The sequence below is a fragment of the Aeromonas sp. Marseille-Q7275 genome, from assembly GCF_965119515.1.
This window is the reverse complement of the sequence record NZ_CBCPLW010000001.1, coordinates 29828-49127: the sequence shown is the minus strand read 5'-3', so window position 1 is coordinate 49127 and position 19300 is coordinate 29828. Positions and strand designations below refer to the sequence as shown.

Below are 19300 nucleotides of genomic sequence, written 5' to 3'. Positions count from 1 at the left end.
CGGGTTGATCCAGCGCAATAAAACCGGCCCCATAACCGCCAAACTGTGACCAAAACCCCATTCGCCGCCCCATCACGGCGCCAGGGCGGCCCAGCACATCGCCCCGGTGATAGACTGGCCTCCCCATCAGCCGCCCAAGGAGAGCGCCCTGTTCCGTCACGCCCCCTCATCGCCCGCCCGCAAGTCCCTGCTTGCCCTGTTGCTCTGGCTCTGGCTCGCCCCCGCCCTGGCAGGGCCTGTGCCGCCCCAGGCAGAGTCGGTGCTGGCCCGGAGCGAGCCGGTCCGCATAGGGGTGCTGGCGACCCGCGGCCCGGCGCTGGCCAGGGCACAGTGGCAGCCGCTGATGGCGTGGCTGGACGAGCGCGTGCCTGCGCGGCGCTTCGCGCTGGTGCCCCTGGAGCTCGATGCGCTGGCCGAGGCCGTCGCGCAAAGCAGGCTCGACTTTGTCATCACCAACCCGGGCCAGTCGGTGAGCCTGGCGCGCCAGTATCCGCTGGCCTGGCTCGCCACCCTCAAGAGCCCGGCGGGGGGTGACAACCTCGCCATCGGCGCCGCCCTGGTGGTGCGCGCCCAGGCCCCCTACCTGCACTGGCAGGATCTCGAGGGGCAGCCGGTCGCCGCCGTGTCGGAAAACGCCTTCGGCGGCTACCTCGCCTACCGCTTCGAGGCAGACATGCAGGGGATCAGGCTGGAGCGCTTCTTCTCCGCCGTGCGCTTCACCGGCTTCCCGCTGGACAGGCTCATCGAGCAGCTGGCGGCAGGGGACGTCGCCGCCGCCATAGTGCCGGTGTGCCAGCTGGAGCGCATGGTGCGGGAGGGCAAGGTCGCCGCCTCGGATTTTCGGGTGCTGGACAACCAGGCACCGGCGGGCTTTGGCTGCCAGAGCTCGACCCGGCTCTACCCGAACTGGGCCTTCGCCCAGACGGAGCAGGCCTCCCCTGCGCTCGCCCTGGCGGTGACGCGAGCGCTGTTCGACCTGCCTGCACACAGCGAGGCGGCCATGGCCGCCGATTCGGCGGGCTGGACAGTGCCCACCAGCCAGCTCGCCATCGACCGCCTGCTCAAGGCGCTGGATCGCCACCCCCTGCAGGGCCCCTGGTGGCAATCGGCCTGGCACTGGCTGCGCCAGCATCAGCAGTGGGGCTGGGGGGCCCTGGCGCTGGTGCTGCTGCTCGGCGGTCACCACCTGCTGCTGCAACGGCTGTTCAACCGCAGCCAGCGCCGACTGCTCGCCACCCGCCAGCAACTCGAGGAGAAGGGGCGCCAGCTCGAGCAGGCCAGACGCCTCGCCGAACTCGGTGAACTCGGCGCCAACGTGGCCCACGAGATCAACCAGCCTCTCACCGCCATCGCCAACTACAGCCAGGGTGCCCTACTGCGTCTGGCGAGGCAGGGGCAGGATCCCTCCCAGGAACCCCTGCGCCAGGCCCTGGAGCAGATAGGGCTCCAGGTCCAGCGCATCACCCAGACCGTCAACCGGCTGAGATCCCGGCTGCAGAAGCGCCCCCGCCAAGCCGGGCCCACTGACCTGGTCGCCCTGGTGGAGGGGCTGCAACCCCTGCTCGGTCAGATGCTGGCCCCCCTCGGGGTCGCCTTCGCCCTGCGCTGGCAGGGGCAGCCGCGCCTGCTCCCCCTGGATGGCACCGGGGTGGAGCAGTTGCTGATGAACCTCATCAAGAATGGCGCCGAGAGCGCGGCTCGAACGGGCGGCCCAGCGGCGCAAAGGGCTGAGCCGGGCCGGGTCGAGCTGCTTGTCTCCTTCGAGGCGGCGCTATTGGTCTTGGAGATCCGTGACAACGGCCCCGGCCTGAGGATGCCAGAGGCCTGGCTGCAGCAGGCGTTTCACAGCGACAAGGACGACGGCATGGGGCTGGGGCTCGCCATCTGCCGGGACGTGGTCGAGTGTCATCGGGGCCAGCTCGCCTTGAGCAACCTGAGCCCCCATGGCTGCCTGGCCCGGGTGACCCTGCCCGCCCCTCGGCAGCGGCTTGGGGCCGCGTCCCCTCTCAATCCAAGGAGCTGATATGCAGTCCACTGACCGCCCTCCCCTCTATCTGGTCGATGACGACCAGGCCGTGCTCGACTCCCTGCGCTTCATGCTGGAGAGCTGCGACGAGCGGCCGCTGCACTGCTTTGCCGACGGCGAGCGCTTCCTGGCCGAGGTCGATCTGCGCCTGCCCGCCTGCCTCATCCTGGATTGCCGCATGCCGGGGCTGTCGGGCCCCGAGGTGCAGCAGCGGCTGAAGGCGGCCCGGAGCCCCATCGCCATCCTGTTTCTCACCGGTCACGGGGAGGTGCCCCTGGCGGTGGAGTCCCTCAAGCAGGGGGCGGTGGATTTCTTGCAAAAGCCGGTGCAGCTTGCCCCTTTGCTCGCCGCCATGGCGCGGGCCGAACAGGCGACGCAGAGTGCGGCCACCCGTTTCGCCCAACTGGCCGCCTATCAGCGGCTCACCCCCCGCGAGCACCAGCTGTTGCAGCTCATCGCCCGGGGTCACAAGAACCAGCAGATAGCGCAGGATCTCTGCATCTCGGTGCGCACCGTCGAGGTGTGCCGCGCCAGCCTGATGAAGCGCCTCGAGGTGGGCTCACTGGCCGAGCTGATGCTGCTCTATGCGGCGGTCAACGGGCAGCCCTGACTGGCCCACGCCATGGGCGAACCCCAACCCCGGGACACAAAACGCGGCGAGATCACACACTTGGTACCGTCTTGGGGGTAGAGTAGCCCCTTCCCTTTATCAGGACGGACCGAGGTCCTGCGCATTATTTCGAGGAGACAACATGGAACTGCTTCTGCTTAGCAACGGCAAAACCACAGAACACCCGGGCCTGCTCGGCTGGGCCCGCGACCGGGTGCAGACCCTGCTCGCCCGCAAACAGGTCAAGCGCATCCTGCTCATCCCCTATGCGGTGATCCGCAGCGACTGGGATGCCCGCGCCCAGGATCTCACCGAGAGCCTGGGGGTGGAGACCATCAGCATCCACCAGTTCGACGATCCCGTGGCGGCCATCAATCAGGCAGACGCCATCTTCATCAGCGGCGGCAACACCTGGCGCCTGAACCAGCTGCTGCACGAATACGGCTTGGTGGTGCCCATACAGCGCGCCGTGCGCGAACGGGGCGTGCCCTATGTGGGCTGGAGCGCAGGCTGCAACGTGGCGACCCCCAGCATCCGCACCACCAACGACATGCCGGTGTGCAACGCCGCCGTGCTGCCGGCCCTCGGCCTGTTCCCCCAGCAGATCAACCCCCACTATCTGGACGCCAGCATCAGCGGCCACATGGGGGAGACCCGGGACGAGCGCCTCGCCGAGTTCTGCGCCATCAACCCGAGCGAATCAGTAGTGGCCCTGCGCGAGGCCAGCCTGCTGCAGATCAGTGGCGAGAGCGGCGGCGAGACCGTCGAGTACTGGAGCGTGCGCGGCGAGGGCTTCAAGATCTTCAAGCACGGCGAGGCGATCCAGGAGCATGAGGACGCCGCTCCCCTGGCCGCCCTCACCCCCTTCACTCCCAAGATCTGAGTCAGGGGCGCTGCAATGAAAAGAGGGATGGCCAAGGCCATCCCTCTTTCGTATGCCCGCTCGCGCCGGGGTGATGCCCCGCAAGGGCCCTCACTCCAGGATCGCCAGCGCCTCCTTGCCGCCGAGTTTGGGGGCCTTTAGCAGCAACACCAGCGGAATGGCGCACAGGCTGACCCACATCATCAGGCGGAAGTCCTGCAGGTAGGCGAGCAGGCTGGCCTGGCGGGTCACCTCGCCGTTGAGCATGGCGAGCCCCTTGGGGGTGATCAGCGCCGCCGTCCCCATCCCCTGCTGCAGACCGGCATTGAAGGGATTGATGTAGGAGGCGAACACCTCGTGGTTCATCTGGGTGCGCTGGGCCAGGTAGGTGATCACCACCGAAATGCCGATGCTGCTGCCGATGTTGCGCACCAGGCTGAACAGTGCCGTGCCCTCGTTGCGAAAGCGCGGCGCCAGGGTCGCGAAGGTGATGGTGGAGAGCGGCACGAAGATGAAGCCGAGCCCCAGCCCCTGGACTATGCCGGTGCGCACTATGTCCCAGCTGCCGATGTCGGTGTTGAACAGGGTCATCTCCCACATGGAGAAGCTGGTGAGCAGCAAGCCCAGCAGGATCAGGATGCGCACATCCACCCGGCCCGACAGCCTGCCCACCAGCATCATGGCGAACATGGTGCCGACCCCGCGCGGTGCCAGCAGGTAGCCGACGTCGATCACCGGGTAACCCATCAGCCCCTGCATGAAGGGGGGCAGCAGCGTCATGGTCGCCAGCAGTATGATGCCGACGATGAAGATGAACACCAGGCCGACGCTGAAGTTGCGATCCTTGAACAGGGCCGGCTCTATGTAGGGATGGGGGTGGGTGAAGATGTGCACCACGAACAGATAAAACGCCATCACCATCATGACGGTCTCGATCACTATCTCCCGGCTGGCGAACCAGTTCTGGGACTCCCCGTGGTCCAGCGCCATCTGCAATGCCCCTATGCCCAGGCTCAGCAGGGCGAACCCCAACAGATCGAAGCGGCGGCTGGCGTCTATCCTGGTCTCCTCGATAAAGGCGGCAAGCCCGAACCAGGCCAGCAGGCCGAACGGCAGATTGATGTAGAAGACCCAGCGCCAGTTGTAGTACTCGGTGAGCCAGCCCCCCAGCGAGGGCCCCAGGATGGGGCCCACCATAACCCCTATGCCCCACATCGCCATGGCGGAGCCGTGCTTCTCCGGCGGATAGGTATCGAGCAGCACCGCTTGGGAGAGGGGCACCAGGCTGGCGCCGAAGATCCCCTGCAGCAGGCGGAACAGCACTATCTGATCCAGGCTCTGGGCCGCGCCGCACAGCATGGAGGCGACGGTAAAGCCCGCCACCGACCACATGAACAGTCTTTTGCGACCAATTCTTGCCGAGATAAAACCGGTCAGCGGCATGAAGATGGCGGCCGCGACTATGTAGGAGGTGAGCACCCAGGAGATCTGATCCTGGGTCGCCCCCATGGCCCCCTGCATGTGGGGCAGGGCCACGTTGGCTATGGTGGTGTCCAGCGCCTGCATGATGGTGGCCAGCATCACCGACAGTGTGATGAAGGTGCGGCGGGAGACTTGGCCGGCCTCCTCTGTGCCTGCTGTCGTCATATCAACCTCGACCTGACAAGCCGGGCAGAGTGCGCTGGTGGCCGGTATCGATTTCGGCGGTGGCGCTCAGGCCGGCGCGCAGGGTCGGCAGATCCGCCCCCTCGTCCAGCTTGATCCGCACCGCGACGCGCTGGGCTATCTTGACCCAGTTGCCGGTGGCGTTCTGGGCCGGGATCACCGAGAACTCGGAGCCGGTGGCCGGGCTCAGGCTCTCCACCACCCCGTGCCAGCGGGCATCCGGGTAAGTGTCCACGCTGATGTCGACCCGCTGGCCCGGCTGCACATGGGTCAGCTCGGTCTCGGTGAAGTTCGCCTCCACCCAGGGGGTGTCCGTCTCCACCAGCATCATGGCGGTCATGCCCACCAGGCTGTACTGGCCGGGCTTGGGCAGCTGGCTGGCGATGCCGTTGGCGGGGGCATAGATGGTGGTGCGGGCCAGATCCAGCCTGGCCTTGGCCAGACCGGCGGCGGCTTCTCGATAGGCGGGCTGCTGCTCCACCGGCAGGTTCACATCCCCGTTCAGGGAGGCTTCGATCTTCTTGAGCCCCTCCTCCAGCGCCACCTGCTGCTGGGCAGTCTGTATGGTGAGCTGGCGGGCGTCATCGTAGTTGGCGGTGGAGGTGAAGTGCCTGGCCACCAGATCCGCCTGGCGACGCTCCTCCTTCAGGGCATAGGCATGGCGAGTGCGGGCCACGTCTATCTCGGCCTGCTGGCCGCGATAGCTGGTCTGCAGCGCCACCAGATCGGTGCGCACCTTGGCGAGTTCCGCCTCGGCCTTGGTCACGGCGACCCGGAAGGACTCGGGGTCCAGCTCGAACAGCGGCTGGCCGGCCTTGACCTGCTGGTTTTCAGCGACGAACACCTTGGCCACTCGGCCCAGCACCTCGGTACTGATGGGCACCTTGTCCGCCTTCACATAGGCATTGTCGGTCTCCACATAGCGTCCGCCATGAAGATAGATTGCGCCCGCCCCGACCAGGGCCAGTGCAGGTACCACCACCAGCAACAGCAGGCGGGTACGGCGCCGGTTCATCCTGGGACGGGGGGAGGAGGGTGAGTCAGTGGTCATAGCATCGCTCCGCTGTGTGTTGCGTCAAAATGAGAAATCAGGGATGAGAGAGGTTGGCGCGCAGGATCTTGAGGGAGTGGCAGAGCGCGTCCGTCGCCTCCTCCCCCAGCTCGCCGATGGCGCGCTGATGCACCAGATCGGACGCCTGCTTGATCATCGCCAGATAGGGGGTCGCGGCCTCGGTCAGGTAGAGCTGATAGGCCCGGCGGTCGCTGGGATCGCTGCGCCGCTCCACCAGGCCGTTCTCGGCCAGCTGATCCAGCTGGCGGGCCAGGGTGATGGGCTGGATATCCAGGCCGTCGGCCAGCTCCACCTGACGGATCCCCTCGCTGCGCGCGATGTGTACCAGGGCGCGGGCCTGGGCCAGGGTCAGACAGCTCCCTTCCAGCTGCTGCTGGAACTGGCGGCGCATCAGACGCTGTACGTCACCGATCAGGAAGCCGAGGGAGTCGGGTTGTTTGTTCATAGCATGTAACCTATATAGTAAGCTTTGCTTATTATAAGCCATGAACCGACATATGCAAGCTGGCCCCGGCCGCCGTTTGGGTTCATGCTGGGGAGCACCACCTCAACGGCAGGAGAAATGTCATGGATATCAGGATGGAGCGGGACAGTCTGGGGGAGATAGCCGTCCCGGCGGCGCGGCTTTGGGGGGCCCAGACCCAGCGCTCCCTGCACCACTTCAACATCTCCGGAGAGCGCCAGCCCATGGAGATCATCCATGCCCTCGCCCGCATCAAGTCCGCCTGCGCCAGGGTGAACCATGCCCTGGGGCTGCTGCCCGCTCGCAAGGCCCAGGCCATCATGGCCGCCGCCGACGAGGTGCTGTGCGGCCTGCACGACGCCGAGTTTCCCCTGATGGTGTGGCAGACCGGCTCAGGCACCCAGACCAACATGAACCTCAACGAGGTGCTGGCGAACCGGGCCAGCGAGCTGCTGGGCGGCGCTCGGGGAGAGGCGCGGCTGGTGCACCCCAACGACGAGGTGAACAAGAGCCAGTCCAGCAACGATGTCTTCCCGAGCGCCATGAACCTGGCAGCGGTCACCGCCATCACCGGCCAGTTGCTGCCGGCTCTCGTTACCCTGAAAAACACCCTCGCCGACAAGGCCGCCGCCTTCGACGACCTTGTCAAGATTGGCCGCACCCATTTGCAGGACGCCACCCCCCTCACCCTGGGTCAGGAGATCTCCGGCTGGGTCGCCCAGCTCGCGCAGGGGGAGCGCCACCTCGCTGCCGCCCTGCCCCATCTGTGTGAGCTGGCGCTCGGCGGCACCGCGGTCGGCACCGGTCTGAACTGCCCCCCCGGCTTTGCCGAGGCGGTGACCAACACCCTGGCCGAGCAGACCGGCTTGCCCCTGGTGAGCGCCCCCAACAAGTTCGAGGCCCTGGCGGCGAGCGATGCCCAGGTCCATGCCCATGGCGCCCTCAAGACGCTGGCGGCTTCTCTCATGAAGATCGCCAACGACGTGCGCTGGCTGGCGAGCGGCCCCCGCAGCGGGCTCGGGGAGCTCAGCATCCCGGAGAACGAACCCGGCTCCTCCATCATGCCGGGCAAGGTCAACCCGACCCAGAGCGAGGCGCTCACCATGCTCTGCGTCCAGGTGATGGGCAACGACGTGGCCATCAACATCGGCGGGGCCAGCGGCAACTTCGAGCTCAACGTGTTCAGACCCATGATCGCCTACAACTTCCTGCAGAGCGTGCGGCTGCTGGCGGACGGCATGCAGAGCTTCCACGATCACTGCGCCGTCGGCATCGCTGCGAACCGGGCGCGCATCGACGAGTTGCTGGCCCGCTCCCTGATGCTGGTGACGGCCCTCAACCCCCACATCGGCTATGACAAGGCCGCCGAGATCGCCAAACTGGCCCACCACCAGGGCCTGACTCTGCGGGAGGCAGCCATCGCCTCCGGCCACCTCAGAGCAGAGCAGTTCGATGCCTGGGTGGTACCCGCCGACATGGTGGGACGGCAGCCATAAGCCAAGTGGCCTTGGGCCATCTCGGCCCCTGGGAGTCCGATGTCTGGATCGTTCCCGGCGAGATGGCGGGACGGCAGCCATAGGCCATCTCAGCCCTCTGGGAGTCAGATGCCGGGCCTGCCCAGATGGTGGGACCAGGTAATTGGAAGTGGTTAAAAACAGAAGGGGCGCCGCGGCGCCCCTTCTCATTCACAGGCAAGGGCTCAGCTCTTGCTCCGGCAGTTGAACATCCAGCGGGTGCCGAACCTGTCCACCAGAGAACCGAAATAGTCGCCCCAGAACATCTCCTGCAACGGCATCTCCACCTGGCCGCCCTCCCCCAGGGCCGCAAACAGACGGTCGGTCTCGGCCCGGCTGTCCGGCTCCAGGTTGAGGTAGCTGTTGTTGCCCTGCACCAGGGTGAACCCCATGCTGGCGGGGGCGTCCGTTCCCATCAGCACGTGTCCTCCGAGGATGGCGAGCTCCACATGCATCACCAGATCGCCATCCTCCTCCGACAGGGGCGGCTGGCCCGGGCAGCCGGGGGACTCCTTGAATCTGTGGATGGGGCCGTTGAACTCGCCGCCGAACACCTCGCGGTAGAAGAGGAAGGCAGCCTCCGTCTCCCGGGCAAAATTGAGATAGGTACTGACACGCGCCATGTTGATCTCCCTGGTCATTGATAGCGGATTTCGAGGCCAGCTATCAGCATAGAAGAGCCAACGCCACCCGGGTTGATCAGTACACCCGTGAGTCCACAGCGGCGGTCTTACCCGTTTCCCCATGAGTACCTAGCTGATATTTCATGAAAAAAGAGCAACCCGGATACACCAAAGGTTGCACCCTGTTTACCATCCAGAAAATATGCATACAACCCATTAATATTTCGGTGAAAACCTGTATCCAGCCCTATTTTCATGCTCAATCTGCCGAGCCATTTGCCATAGAAGAATTCAACAATGTAGCCGGGACATTAAAAATTCTTGCTTGAAGGTTGCACCTGGTTGCGCCATTCTCGGCAAAATTTAACCGTCCGGTAATATTGTTACCTTCTAGACACAGGAAGTCCCATGGCCACTACCACCCTCGGCGTTAAACTCGATGAAGCGACCCGCGACCGTCTCAAGCAGGCCGCCCAGACCCTGGATCGCACCCCCCACTGGCTGATCAAGCAGGCGATCTTCACCTATCTGGAGCAGCTGGAGCGCGGCCTGACCCCGCCCGAGCAGTCCGGTCTGGCTGCTGCCGCCGGGGAAGAGGCCATCGAGACCCTGACCGAGCAGGGGATCCAGGTCTTCCTCGAGTTTGCCGAGAGCATCTTGCCGCAGTCCGTGCTGCGTGCCGCCATCACCTCCGCCTATCGTCGCCCCGAGACCGAGGCCGTGCCCATGCTGCTGGAGCAGGCCCGCCTGCCCAAAGAGAAGGCCGAGGCGACCCAGAAGCTCGCCATGAGTATCGCCGAGAAGCTGCGCAACCAGAAGAGCGCCAGCGGCCGTCAGGGCCTGGTGCAGGGGCTGCTGCAGGAGTTCTCCCTCTCCTCCCAGGAAGGGGTGGCCTTGATGTGTCTGGCGGAGGCGCTGCTGCGCATCCCCGACAAGGCGACCCGCGATGCCCTGATCCGCGACAAGATAAGCGGTGGCAACTGGAGCCAGCATCTGGGCCAGAGCGCCTCCCTGTTCGTCAACGCCGCCTCCTGGGGCCTGCTCATCACCGGCAAGCTGGTGGCTACCCACAACGAAGCTGGCCTCAACAGCTCCCTCAAGGGGCTGATCGGCAAGGGGGGCGAGCCGCTGATCCGCAAGGGTGTGGACATGGCGATGCGCCTGATGGGGGAGCAGTTCGTCACCGGCGAGACCATCGCCGAGGCGCTGGCGAACGCGGGCAACATGGAAAACAGGGGCTTCCGCTACTCCTACGACATGCTGGGGGAAGCGGCCCTCACCGAGGAGGACGCCAAGCGCTATCTCGCCTCCTACGAGCAGGCCATCCACGCCATCGGCAAGGCCTCCCATGGCCGCGGCATCTATGAGGGCCCGGGCATCTCCATCAAGCTCTCAGCCCTGCACCCGCGCTACAGCCGCGCCCAGTACGATCGCGTCATGGAGGAGCTCTACCCCACCCTGCTGGGGCTGACCCAGCTCGCCAGGCAGTACGACATCGGCATCAACATAGACGCCGAGGAGGCCGACCGGCTGGAGATCTCCCTCGACCTGCTGGAGAAGCTCTGCTTCGACCCGTCTCTCGCGGACTGGAACGGCATCGGCTTCGTCATCCAGGCCTATCAGAAGCGCTGCCCCTATGTGATCGACTACGTCATCGATCTCGCCAAGCGCAGCCGTCACCGCCTGATGATCCGGCTGGTGAAGGGCGCCTACTGGGACAGCGAGATCAAGCGCGCCCAGCAGGACGGCCTCGAAGGCTATCCGGTCTATACCCGCAAGCCCTACACGGACGTCTCCTATCTCGCCTGCGCCCGCAAGCTGCTGGCGGTGCCCGAGTCCATCTATCCCCAGTTCGCCACCCACAACGCCCATTCCCTGTCGGCCATCTACCAGCTGGCGGGGCAGAACTACTACCCGGGCCAGTACGAGTTCCAGTGCCTGCACGGCATGGGTGAACCGCTCTACGAACAGGTGGTCGGCAAGGTGGCCGACGGCAAGCTGGGTCGCCCCTGCCGCATCTATGCACCGGTCGGCAGCCACGAGACCCTGCTCGCCTACCTGGTGCGCCGCCTGCTGGAGAACGGAGCCAACACCTCCTTCGTCAACCGCATCGCGGACAACAGCATCTCCCTGCAGGATCTGGTGCAGGATCCGGTGCAGCAGATCGAGCAGATGGCCGCCCGTGAAGGCAGCCTGGGTCTGCCCCACCCGCGCATTCCCCTGCCCCGTGAGCTGTACGGCGAAGCCCGTCCGAACTCCGCCGGCCTGGACCTCGCGAACGAACACCGTCTGGGATCGCTGTCCGCCGCCCTGCTCGCCAGCACCAACACCGCCTATCAGGCCCTGCCCATGTTGGGTACCGAGGTGCCGGCGCCGACCGAGTTCCAGCAGGTGGTCAACCCGGCGGATCACCGCGATGTCGTCGGCCAGGTGAGCGAAGCCACGGTAGAGCTGGTGGACAAGGCCCTCGCCTGCGCCCTGGCCAGCGGCCAGATCTGGCAATCCACCCCGCCGGCCGAGCGTGCCGCCGTGCTGGAGCGCGCCGCCTATCTGATGGAATCCGAGCTGCAACCCCTGATGGGCCTGCTGGTGCGCGAGTCCGGCAAGACCTTCGCCAACGCCATCGCCGAGGTGCGCGAGGCGGTGGACTTCCTGCGCTACTACGCCGCCCAGGCGCGCAACCACTTCGCCAACGAGAGTCACAGACCGCTCGGCCCCGTGGTCTGCATCAGCCCCTGGAACTTCCCGCTGGCCATCTTCAGCGGTCAGGTGTGTGCGGCGCTCGCGGCCGGCAACACGGTGCTCGCCAAGCCTGCCGAGCAGACTCCCCTCATCGCGGCGCAGGCGGTGCGCATCCTGCGTGAGGCCGGCGTCCCCGCCGGTGCGGTGCAGCTGCTGCCGGGCCGCGGTGAAACCGTGGGCGCGGCGCTCATCGCGGACGAACGAGTGCGCGGCGTCATGTTCACCGGCTCCACCGAGGTGGCGGGCATCATCTCCCGCAACCTGGCCGGTCGCCTCGACGCCCAGGGCCGCACCATTCCGCTCATCGCCGAGACCGGCGGCCAGAACGCCATGATCGTCGACTCCTCCGCTCTCACCGAGCAGGTGGTGATGGACGTCATCTCCTCGGCGTTCGACAGCGCCGGTCAGCGCTGCTCCGCCCTGCGGGTGCTGTGCGTGCAGGACGACGTCGCCGAGCGGGTGATCCGCATGCTCAAGGGTGCCATGGCCGAGTACAAGGTCGGCAGCCCGGAGCACCTCTCCACCGACATAGGCCCTGTCATCGACGTCGAGGCCAAGGCCAACATAGAGCGCCACATCAAGGCCATGGGGGACAAGGGTCGCCGGGTGCACCAGATTGCCCGCACCCAAGAGGGCGCCTGCAACCGCGGCACCTTCGTGCTGCCGACGCTCATCGAGCTAGACAGCCTGGACGAGCTGGGCCCAGAGGTGTTCGGCCCGGTGCTGCACCTGGTGCGCTACCCCCGTGCCAAACTCGGCGAGCTGCTCGCGCAGATCAACGACAGCGGCTACGGCCTGACCCTGGGGGTCCATACCCGGATCGACGAGACCATAGCCCAGGTGGTCAACACCGCCAAGGTCGGCAACCTCTACGTCAACCGCAACATAGTGGGCGCCGTGGTCGGGGTGCAGCCGTTCGGCGGCGAAGGGCTCTCCGGCACGGGTCCCAAGGCGGGTGGTCCGCTCTACATGTACCGTCTGCTCGGAGCGCGTCCGCAGGAGGCGGTGGCCAGCCAGCTTCGCCAGGAGCCGGGTGCAACCCCGCAAGCCGAGGCCGCCAAACCGGCGCTGCTGGCCTTGCGTGGCTGGGCGGGCAAGCAGGCCCCGGCACTGGTGGCCCTGTGCGATCGCTACGGCGAGCTGGCGCTGAGCGGCCTGACCCAACAGCTGGTCGGCCCCACCGGCGAGCGCAACAGCTACAGCCTGCTGCCCCGGGAGCGGGTGCTCTGCCTGGCCGCCGACGATAAAGAAGCCAAAACGGATCTGCTGGCCCAGCTGGCGGCCTGTCTGGCCGTCGGGACGCAAGTGCTGTGGCAGGACAATGCCCAGAACCGCACCCTGCTGACCAGCCTGCCCGGCGAGGTACAGGCACGTATCCAGCTGGTTGCGGACTGGGCCAGCAGCGACATCGGCTTCGATGCCCTGCTGCACCACGGCGACTCGGATCAGCTGCGGGAAGTGGCCAAGCTGGCCGCCGCCCGTGCTGGCGCCATCGTCGGCGTGCACGGCCTGCACCGTGGCGAGACCGACATCCCCCTGGAGCGGCTGCTGATCGAGCACGCCCTCTCGGTCAACACAGCCGCCGCCGGTGGCAACGCCAGCCTGATGACCATAGGCTAAGCGCCACGCAGTAACTGAAAACCCAGGCCCCGCTTATGCGGGGCTTGTTCTTTCGCCCACGGAACACGCGCATGAAAAAGGCCGCCCTTGTCGGGGCGGCCTTCTTGTTCTCCCTTCTCCCCTCGCGGGAGAAGGGTTGGGGATGAGGGGGTTAAACGTACTCCATAAACACCCGGGAGGTGAGCTTGGTGATCAGCTCGTAAGGAATGGTGCCTATCTCCTCGGCGACCCGCTCCACCGGCAAGCCCTCGCCCCAGAGCACGGCCTCGTCACCGGCCTTGTCGGTGGCGTCAGGGCCGAGATCCACCGTGGTCATGTCCATGGAGACCCGGCCCACCAGGGGCACTATGCGGCCATTGACCAGCACCGAGGTGCCGTTGGGTGCCATGCGCGGGTAGCCGTCGCCATAGCCGATGGCGATGACACCGAGCCGGGTATCCCGGGTCGACACCCAGTTCGCGCCATAGCCCACCGGCTCCCCCGCCTTGTGATCCCGCACCGCGATGAGCTGGGTCTTCAAGGTCATCACCGGCTTGAGGTCGTAATCCTCCGCCACCGTGTTCGGGAAGGGGGAGACGCCGTAGAGGATGACGCCGGGACGCACCCAGTCGCAGTGGGAGTCCGGCCAGGCCAGGATGCCCGCCGAGTTCGCCATGGCGCGCTCGCCCTTGAGGGGGGCGGTCAACTTGCTGAACAAGTCGATCTGCTCGCGGGTGGTGGATTGCTCCAGCTCATCGGAGCGGCTGAAGTGGGTCATGACGTTGAACGGCTGCACCACGTTCTTGCACCTGCCAAGCCGTTCGATGAAGGCGGGCATCTCCTCGGCCCGCACCCCGAGCCGGTGCATGCCGGTGTCGAGCTTGAGCCAGGCCACCACGGGAGCCGGCAACTCCGCCTGCTCCAGGGCCTCGAGCTGCTCCCAGGTGTGCACCGCGGTCTGCAGGTTGTTGGCCGCCAGCACCGGTAGATCGGCGCTCGAGAAGAAGCCTTCCAGCAGCACTATGGGTTTGACCACGGCGCAGGAGCGCAGCATCAACGCCTCCTCGATGCGGGCCACCGCATAGGCGTCAGCATCCACCAGGGTGCGGGCCACCGGCAGCAGACCATGGCCATAGGCGTTGGCCTTGACCACGGCGATGATCTTGCAGGAAGGCGCGTGGCGCTTGACCACGGCGAGGTTGTGGCGCAGGGCCGAGGTATCGATTTGGGCAATAGCCGCTTTCATCTGTTTTCCCTTACGAGGGCATGATGGCGCACCTGCGCCAGGCACCGAGTGGTGTCATCCCTTGATAGTCATCGTCTAAGGCCGGACCGGCAGAATTGTCGAACCGGGAAAACTGTGTCTTGTCATCTGGGAGCGGTTCGCTCCCGCTTAGTAGTCATCGTCAAACGCCGGGCCGGCATAGTTGTCGAACCGGGAGAACTGGCCCTGGAAGGTGAGGCGCACCCGACCTATGGGGCCATTACGCTGCTTGCCGATGATGATCTCGGCAATCCCCTTGTCGGGACTGTCGTCGTGATACACCTCGTCGCGGTAGATGAACATGATCAAATCCGCATCCTGCTCGATGGAGCCGGATTCCCGCAGATCCGAGTTGACCGGCCGCTTGTCGGCCCGCTGCTCCAGGCTTCGGTTCAGCTGGGAGAGCGCCACCACAGGGCATTGCAGCTCTTTCGCCAGGGCCTTGAGGGAGCGGGAGATTTCACCGATCTCCAGGGTTCTGTTGTCAGAGAGCGCCGGTACCCGCATCAGCTGCAGGTAGTCGATCATGATCATCGAGAGGCCGCCGTGCTCGCGGGCGATGCGCCGGGCACGGGAGCGCACGTCGGTCGGGGTCAGGCCGGAGGCGTCATCTATGTACATCTTGCCCTTCTCGAGCAAGAGCCCCATGGTGGAGGAGAGGCGCGCCCAGTCTTCGTCGTCGAGCTGGCCGGTCCGCACCTTGGTCTGGTCGATGCGCCCCACCGAGGCGAGCATACGCATGATGATCTGCTCGGAGGGCATCTCGAGGGAGAAGATCAGCACCGGCTTGTCGGCGGTGAGGGCCGCGTGCTCGCACAGGTTCATGGCAAAGGTGGTCTTGCCCATGGAGGGACGGGCCGCGACTATGATGAGGTCCGAGCGCTGCAGGCCGGCGGTCATCTTGTCGAGATCCCCATAACCGCTGGAGACCCCGGTCACCCCGTTGTGAGGGGTCTTGAACAGCTCCTCAATCTTGTCGACCGTCTGCTCGAGGATCAGCTTAAGAGGCTGCGGGCCCTCGTTGGCGCTGGAGCGCTGCTCGGCAATCTGGAACACCTTGCTCTCGGCCAGATCCAGCAGATCGCCGGAGGTGCGGCCCTGGGGCTCGTAACCCGCTTCGACTATCTCGTTGGCGACCGAGATCATCTCCCGAACCACGGCCCGCTCACGCACGATTTCGGCGTAGGCATTGATGTTGGCGGCGCTCGGGGTGTTCTTGGCGATCTCCACCAGATAGGCGAAGCCACCGGACTCTTCCAGCTGCTCGGAGCGCTCCAGCTCCTCCTGCAGGGTGATGAGATCGATGGGGTTGCCCGCATTGGAGAGGCGGGTCATGGCCTGGAAGATCAGGCGGTGGGGACGGCTGTAGAAATCCTTGTCGATCACCCGCTCGGCCACCCGATCCCAGGCCTCGTTGTCCAGCATCAGGCCGCCCAGTACGGACTGCTCGGCCTCAAAAGAGTGGGGGGGAACTTTCAGCTGTTGTGTCTTGGCGTCTTTTTTCGCCGTCACTTGCTCTGCCATACACATAAAAACCGCAGCGGGAAGGGGACGGGAATTTTACAAAAGAAACCCCGCCATCGCGAGCGCTAATGCGCGCTATTCACCTCATCCGGTGGCCAGCCTGCTTTCGGGTGGCCGGCTCATCGGCTCCTGGGGCCCTCCTTGCCCCTCACAGCACGAGGAAGGGCCAGACCAGGGTCTGATCCTTCGCCTTGGATTTGAGCTTGTTGCGCAGCCTGCGCACCGAACGACTCGGTCGTCTGTTTCTCATGGGTATCCTCCTTGGTGCCCCCGGGAGGGGCAATCTGTTCATGAATAATTCATGCCAGACATGTTAATCATACCCGCAAGCTGCAACACAAAAAGGGACCGGCAGCCTGCCATGCGCCTCGCTAAGCTTGCACAAGCAGAGCATGCCCCCACCTACATGAGAGTGAAAGAGTCAAAATGAAAAAGATGCTGACCCTGTTTGCCGTGATCCTGGCCATCGGCCTTGGGGCACCCATCGCCGAGGCCAAGAAATTTGGTGGCGGCAAATCCTTTGGCAAGAGCTACAAGACGGCACCGGCCCAACCGGCTCCGACTGCAGCTCCCGTGAATGGCAAGAACCCGACCCTGGCTGCGGCGCCCAAGAAGAGCGGCATGATGGGTGGTCTGCTGGGCGGCCTGCTGGCCGGTGGCCTGTTCGCCTACCTGCTGGGCAGTGGCGCCTTCGAAGGCCTGCAGGGCATGGACTTCCTGCTGATCGCCCTGCTGGCGCTCGGTGCCGTGTTCCTGATCCGCGCCCTGCGCAAGAACAAGGCGGCGGCGATCCCACCCCAGGCGGCCTATGCGGGCTATCAGCCACCGTCGGCGCCGCAGCAGTTCGAACAGAGCCACGGCGCCCCGCAGGCGACCGGCTTTGCCGACAGCGACGTCCCCTTCCGCCTGCCGCCAGGCTTTGACATGAACGGTTTCCTGTCCGGTGCCCGCGATCACTATCGCACCCTGCAAGAGGCCTGGAACAAGAACGATCTGGAGAAGGTACGGGAGTACGTGAGCCCGGAACTGTTCCAGCACCTCCAGGCCGAGCGCGCCGAACTGACCGGCGAGCAGCACACCGAGGTGATGTATGTGGACACCCAGCTGGTGCGTGCCGACTACGGCAGCGACTGGGCCCAGGTCAGCGTGCGCTTCAGTGGTCGCTACATGGACCGTCAGGAGCAGGTCGAGGAGGACATCAAGGAGGTGTGGCACCTCGAGCGCAACCTGGCCAAGGACAATGCCCCCTGGCACATCGTCGGCATCGAGCAGCTTTAAGCACGCCCGTCCGGCAAGCATGATGAAGGCGACCTCAGGGTCGCCTTTTTATTGCCGTCGCACTCATCACTGCGGCTCATGGAATATTCCCCCTGCCTTGCGAGGGGCCGGGAATAATCGCCATCAGCCCCTGTTGATGACCTCGAAAATAAAAAAGAGAGGCAGCCATGGCTGCCTCTCTTTTGTTATTGGCCCAGGGCCGCTGGATTATTTGCAGCCATCCGTCGAGGCGGAATTAACATAGCTGACCTCGCCGGCCGGCTGATAATCGGCCACCTGTATGGTCTTCTTCGCCGCGATATATTCCTTCAATACCCCGGCATCCACCAGACCGGCGTTGATGGTGTTGATCTTCGGATAGCCGTCGCCACCGGCCGCGCTGAAGCTCGGGATGGAGAAGCTGTAGCTGGCCGCCGGATCGAAGGCCTTGCCGCCCACGCTGGTGATGGTCACGCTCTTGGCCTGGCAGTCCACCGCCATGTTGATGCCACCAAACTGGGCGTAGCCGCCGGTGTTGACCGTCTTGGTCGCCACCTGGCCCAGATAGGTCGCCAGCTCGCTGCCGCTCATGGTCGCCTTGTTGACCGTGTTGCCGAACGGATGCACCGTCAGCACGTCGCGATAGCTGATGTCGCCAGCCGCGATGGAGGCACGTACCCCGCCCGAGTTGACGATGCCAAAGTCGGTGCTCAGCTTCTCGGCGGTGGCCGTGGTGATGAGGCGACCCAGGTTGGTCTGCTTGTTGCGCACATTGGCACGCTCGCCGTCCAGCACGCCGTCGGTGGAGCCTATCACTACGCCCAGCTCCTGCTGACCCTTCTCCTGATAGGTGAGCAGGGTGTTGTAGAGCTCGGGATCCTTGGTGATCTCTTCCTGAATGAAGGCGCCGCCAGCGTCTTTGAGGTTGACCGGGATGAGGTCGTACTGGGTCAGGGTCAGCTTGCCATTCTGGTAGTCGAACTGGGCGCGGCCCACATACTTGCCCCACTCGTGGGCCTGCATGATCCAGGTGCCGTTCTGCTGATCCGGCAGGCAGTCGTCACCCGGCTTGAAGTCGGCGTACTTGTCCGGCGTGCCCGGCTCCATGCAGACCGGGTTCTGGGAGTGACCGCCAATGATGGCATCCAGGGTGCCGGCCGGCAGCGCGCGCGCCATCTCCACATCCCCGGGGGCATTGCTGCCGTGCTGGCCATTCTCGTAGTGACCCATGTGGGTAATGGCCAGGACCAGGTTCGCCTCTTTGCCGTCGCGGATCTGCTTGCCGAGAGTGGCCGCTTCCGTGGTCGGATCGCGGAACTCCAGGGTCTGGACGTTGTTGGGGTCCACCAGCTGGGCAGTGTCTTCCGTGGTCAGGCCCAGCACGGCGACCTTGAGGCCGTTCTCCAGCTTGAACACCTTGTAGGGGTCGAAGTAGCGCTTGCCGCTGGCCTTGTCGTAGATGTTGGCGGAGATCATGGGGAACTTGGCCCACTCACGCTGCTTCTCGAGGATGCTCAGGGGGTTGTCGAACTCGTGGTTGCCCACCGCCATGGCATCGTAGCGGATGCTGTTCATGGCCATGAAGTCCGGCTCGGCATCCTGCAGATCCGACTCCGGCACCCCGGTGTTGACGTCGCCACCGGAGAGCACCAGCACCTCGCTGCCAGCCGCCTTGGCCTCCCCACGCAGGCGCTCGACCAGGGTCTTCTGGGCGGCCATGCCATATTCGCCCTTGTCGTTGTGCCAGAAACGACCGTGGGTATCATTGGTGTGCAGAATGGTCAGCTTGCAGATGTTTTCGGTGCAGGGGGCGACGCTTTCATTGCTTGAGGTTTTACAGCCACTCAGCGCGGCCAGCACAGCCAGCGCGACAGTTCCTTTGACAAATTTATAATTCATTTCCATATCACCTTGTTATTTTGTTATTGGACGACCCTATCCAGGATCGGGCGGTAATATAACAAACAACATGTGACGCTTTTTCATCGGTGACTCACAAATTCCGCCAAATGTGATCACCCACGCAACCTGTCTCCTCATATTTTCATCACGAGCCAATCGCCTGCCGCCTCATTTCGC

Annotated in this window: 14 protein-coding genes; 7 read left to right on the top strand and 7 right to left on the bottom strand. The window is 65.0% G+C overall.

All coding sequences use genetic code 11. The features are described 5' to 3' along the window. The first annotated feature begins 187 nt into the window (after nucleotides 1-187). The 3 genes from ACWPWQ_RS00195 to pepE all read left to right on the top strand — a co-directional run bounded on the left by ACWPWQ_RS00195 (nucleotide 188) and on the right by pepE (nucleotide 3519). Entirely contained in the window at nucleotides 188-2023 is a 1836-nt protein-coding gene (locus ACWPWQ_RS00195) for a sensor histidine kinase (RefSeq protein ID WP_454008902.1), read from the top strand. Nucleotide 2024: 1 nt separating this feature from the next. Continuing rightward, a complete protein-coding gene (locus ACWPWQ_RS00190; RefSeq protein WP_454008720.1) occupies nucleotides 2025-2636 on the top strand; it encodes a response regulator transcription factor in 612 nt (203 codons plus the stop codon). Nucleotides 2637-2778: 142 nt separating this feature from the next. Beyond that, the gene (pepE, locus tag ACWPWQ_RS00185) at nucleotides 2779-3519 is read left to right on the top strand and encodes a dipeptidase PepE (RefSeq protein ID WP_454008719.1); all 741 of its coding nucleotides are present in this window, start codon (nucleotides 2779-2781) and stop codon (nucleotides 3517-3519) included. Nucleotides 3520-3609: 90 nt separating this feature from the next. Here the strand turns inward: pepE and ACWPWQ_RS00180 are convergent, their stop codons facing one another. The 3 genes from ACWPWQ_RS00180 to ACWPWQ_RS00170 are packed head-to-tail and all read right to left on the bottom strand — an operon-like array spanning nucleotide 3610 to nucleotide 6680. Further along, nucleotides 3610-5145: a DHA2 family efflux MFS transporter permease subunit gene (locus ACWPWQ_RS00180; RefSeq protein WP_454008718.1), complete on the bottom strand. Its 1536-nt coding sequence runs from the start codon at nucleotides 5143-5145 to the stop codon at nucleotides 3610-3612. A 1-nt stretch (nucleotide 5146) separates the two neighbouring features. Continuing rightward, nucleotides 5147-6214, bottom strand: coding sequence for an HlyD family secretion protein (locus ACWPWQ_RS00175; RefSeq protein ID WP_247627154.1), 1068 nt, complete (start codon nucleotides 6212-6214; stop codon nucleotides 5147-5149). Between the two features lie 37 nt (nucleotides 6215-6251). Beyond that, nucleotides 6252-6680: a MarR family winged helix-turn-helix transcriptional regulator gene (locus tag ACWPWQ_RS00170; protein WP_139434935.1), complete on the bottom strand. Its 429-nt coding sequence runs from the start codon at nucleotides 6678-6680 to the stop codon at nucleotides 6252-6254. Between the two features lie 122 nt (nucleotides 6681-6802). Here ACWPWQ_RS00170 and fumC point away from each other — a divergent pair, with 122 nt between their 5' ends. After that, the gene (gene fumC, locus ACWPWQ_RS00165; protein WP_454008717.1) at nucleotides 6803-8194 is read left to right on the top strand and encodes a class II fumarate hydratase; all 1392 of its coding nucleotides are present in this window, start codon (nucleotides 6803-6805) and stop codon (nucleotides 8192-8194) included. A 203-nt stretch (nucleotides 8195-8397) separates the two neighbouring features. Here fumC and ACWPWQ_RS00160 read toward each other — a convergent pair whose 3' ends face one another. Beyond that, on the bottom strand, nucleotides 8398-8835 hold the full coding sequence (locus ACWPWQ_RS00160; protein ID WP_454008716.1) for a VOC family protein: 438 nt from the start codon (nucleotides 8833-8835) through the stop codon (nucleotides 8398-8400). Between the two features lie 143 nt (nucleotides 8836-8978). Here ACWPWQ_RS00160 and ACWPWQ_RS00155 point away from each other — a divergent pair, with 143 nt between their 5' ends. Both ACWPWQ_RS00155 and putA read left to right on the top strand, forming a co-directional pair. Then, on the top strand, nucleotides 8979-9164 hold the full coding sequence (locus tag ACWPWQ_RS00155) for a hypothetical protein (protein ID WP_454008715.1): 186 nt from the start codon (nucleotides 8979-8981) through the stop codon (nucleotides 9162-9164). 79 nt (nucleotides 9165-9243) lie between these two features. Next, nucleotides 9244-13197 (top strand): trifunctional transcriptional regulator/proline dehydrogenase/L-glutamate gamma-semialdehyde dehydrogenase, encoded by a 3954-nt coding sequence (putA, locus tag ACWPWQ_RS00150; protein WP_454008714.1) that lies wholly within the window; start codon nucleotides 9244-9246, stop codon nucleotides 13195-13197. Between the two features lie 151 nt (nucleotides 13198-13348). Here the strand turns inward: putA and alr are convergent, their stop codons facing one another. Together alr and dnaB are read right to left on the bottom strand one after the other, a co-directional pair. Beyond that, entirely contained in the window at nucleotides 13349-14422 is a 1074-nt protein-coding gene (gene alr, locus ACWPWQ_RS00145) for an alanine racemase (RefSeq protein WP_454008713.1), read from the bottom strand. 147 nt (nucleotides 14423-14569) lie between these two features. Beyond that, nucleotides 14570-15964: a replicative DNA helicase gene (dnaB, locus tag ACWPWQ_RS00140; RefSeq protein WP_005330482.1), complete on the bottom strand. Its 1395-nt coding sequence runs from the start codon at nucleotides 15962-15964 to the stop codon at nucleotides 14570-14572. Between the two features lie 426 nt (nucleotides 15965-16390). Here dnaB and ACWPWQ_RS00135 point away from each other — a divergent pair, with 426 nt between their 5' ends. Beyond that, nucleotides 16391-17242, top strand: coding sequence for a Tim44 domain-containing protein (locus ACWPWQ_RS00135; RefSeq protein ID WP_454008712.1), 852 nt, complete (start codon nucleotides 16391-16393; stop codon nucleotides 17240-17242). Nucleotides 17243-17449: 207 nt separating this feature from the next. Here ACWPWQ_RS00135 and ushA read toward each other — a convergent pair whose 3' ends face one another. After that, nucleotides 17450-19120, bottom strand: a complete 1671-nt coding sequence (gene ushA, locus ACWPWQ_RS00130) for a bifunctional UDP-sugar hydrolase/5'-nucleotidase UshA (protein ID WP_342058799.1) — start codon at nucleotides 19118-19120, stop codon at nucleotides 17450-17452. Nucleotides 19121-19300: the final 180 nt, after the last annotated feature.

Coding starts and splice junctions, on each gene's coding strand:
- alr (WP_454008713.1), bottom strand. CDS start 14,422: ATGAAAGCGGCTATTGCCCAAATCGATACCTCGGCCCTGCGCCACAAC.
- ACWPWQ_RS00135 (WP_454008712.1), top strand. CDS start 16,391: ATGAAAAAGATGCTGACCCTGTTTGCCGTGATCCTGGCCATCGGCCTT.
- ACWPWQ_RS00175 (WP_247627154.1), bottom strand. CDS start 6,214: ATGACCACTGACTCACCCTCCTCCCCCCGTCCCAGGATGAACCGGCGC.
- fumC (WP_454008717.1), top strand. CDS start 6,803: ATGGATATCAGGATGGAGCGGGACAGTCTGGGGGAGATAGCCGTCCCG.
- ACWPWQ_RS00160 (WP_454008716.1), bottom strand. CDS start 8,835: ATGGCGCGTGTCAGTACCTATCTCAATTTTGCCCGGGAGACGGAGGCT.
- ushA (WP_342058799.1), bottom strand. CDS start 19,120: ATGAATTATAAATTTGTCAAAGGAACTGTCGCGCTGGCTGTGCTGGCC.
- putA (WP_454008714.1), top strand. CDS start 9,244: ATGGCCACTACCACCCTCGGCGTTAAACTCGATGAAGCGACCCGCGAC.
- ACWPWQ_RS00180 (WP_454008718.1), bottom strand. CDS start 5,145: ATGACGACAGCAGGCACAGAGGAGGCCGGCCAAGTCTCCCGCCGCACC.
- pepE (WP_454008719.1), top strand. CDS start 2,779: ATGGAACTGCTTCTGCTTAGCAACGGCAAAACCACAGAACACCCGGGC.
- ACWPWQ_RS00170 (WP_139434935.1), bottom strand. CDS start 6,680: ATGAACAAACAACCCGACTCCCTCGGCTTCCTGATCGGTGACGTACAG.
- dnaB (WP_005330482.1), bottom strand. CDS start 15,964: ATGGCAGAGCAAGTGACGGCGAAAAAAGACGCCAAGACACAACAGCTG.
- ACWPWQ_RS00155 (WP_454008715.1), top strand. CDS start 8,979: ATGAAAAAAGAGCAACCCGGATACACCAAAGGTTGCACCCTGTTTACC.
- ACWPWQ_RS00190 (WP_454008720.1), top strand. CDS start 2,025: ATGCAGTCCACTGACCGCCCTCCCCTCTATCTGGTCGATGACGACCAG.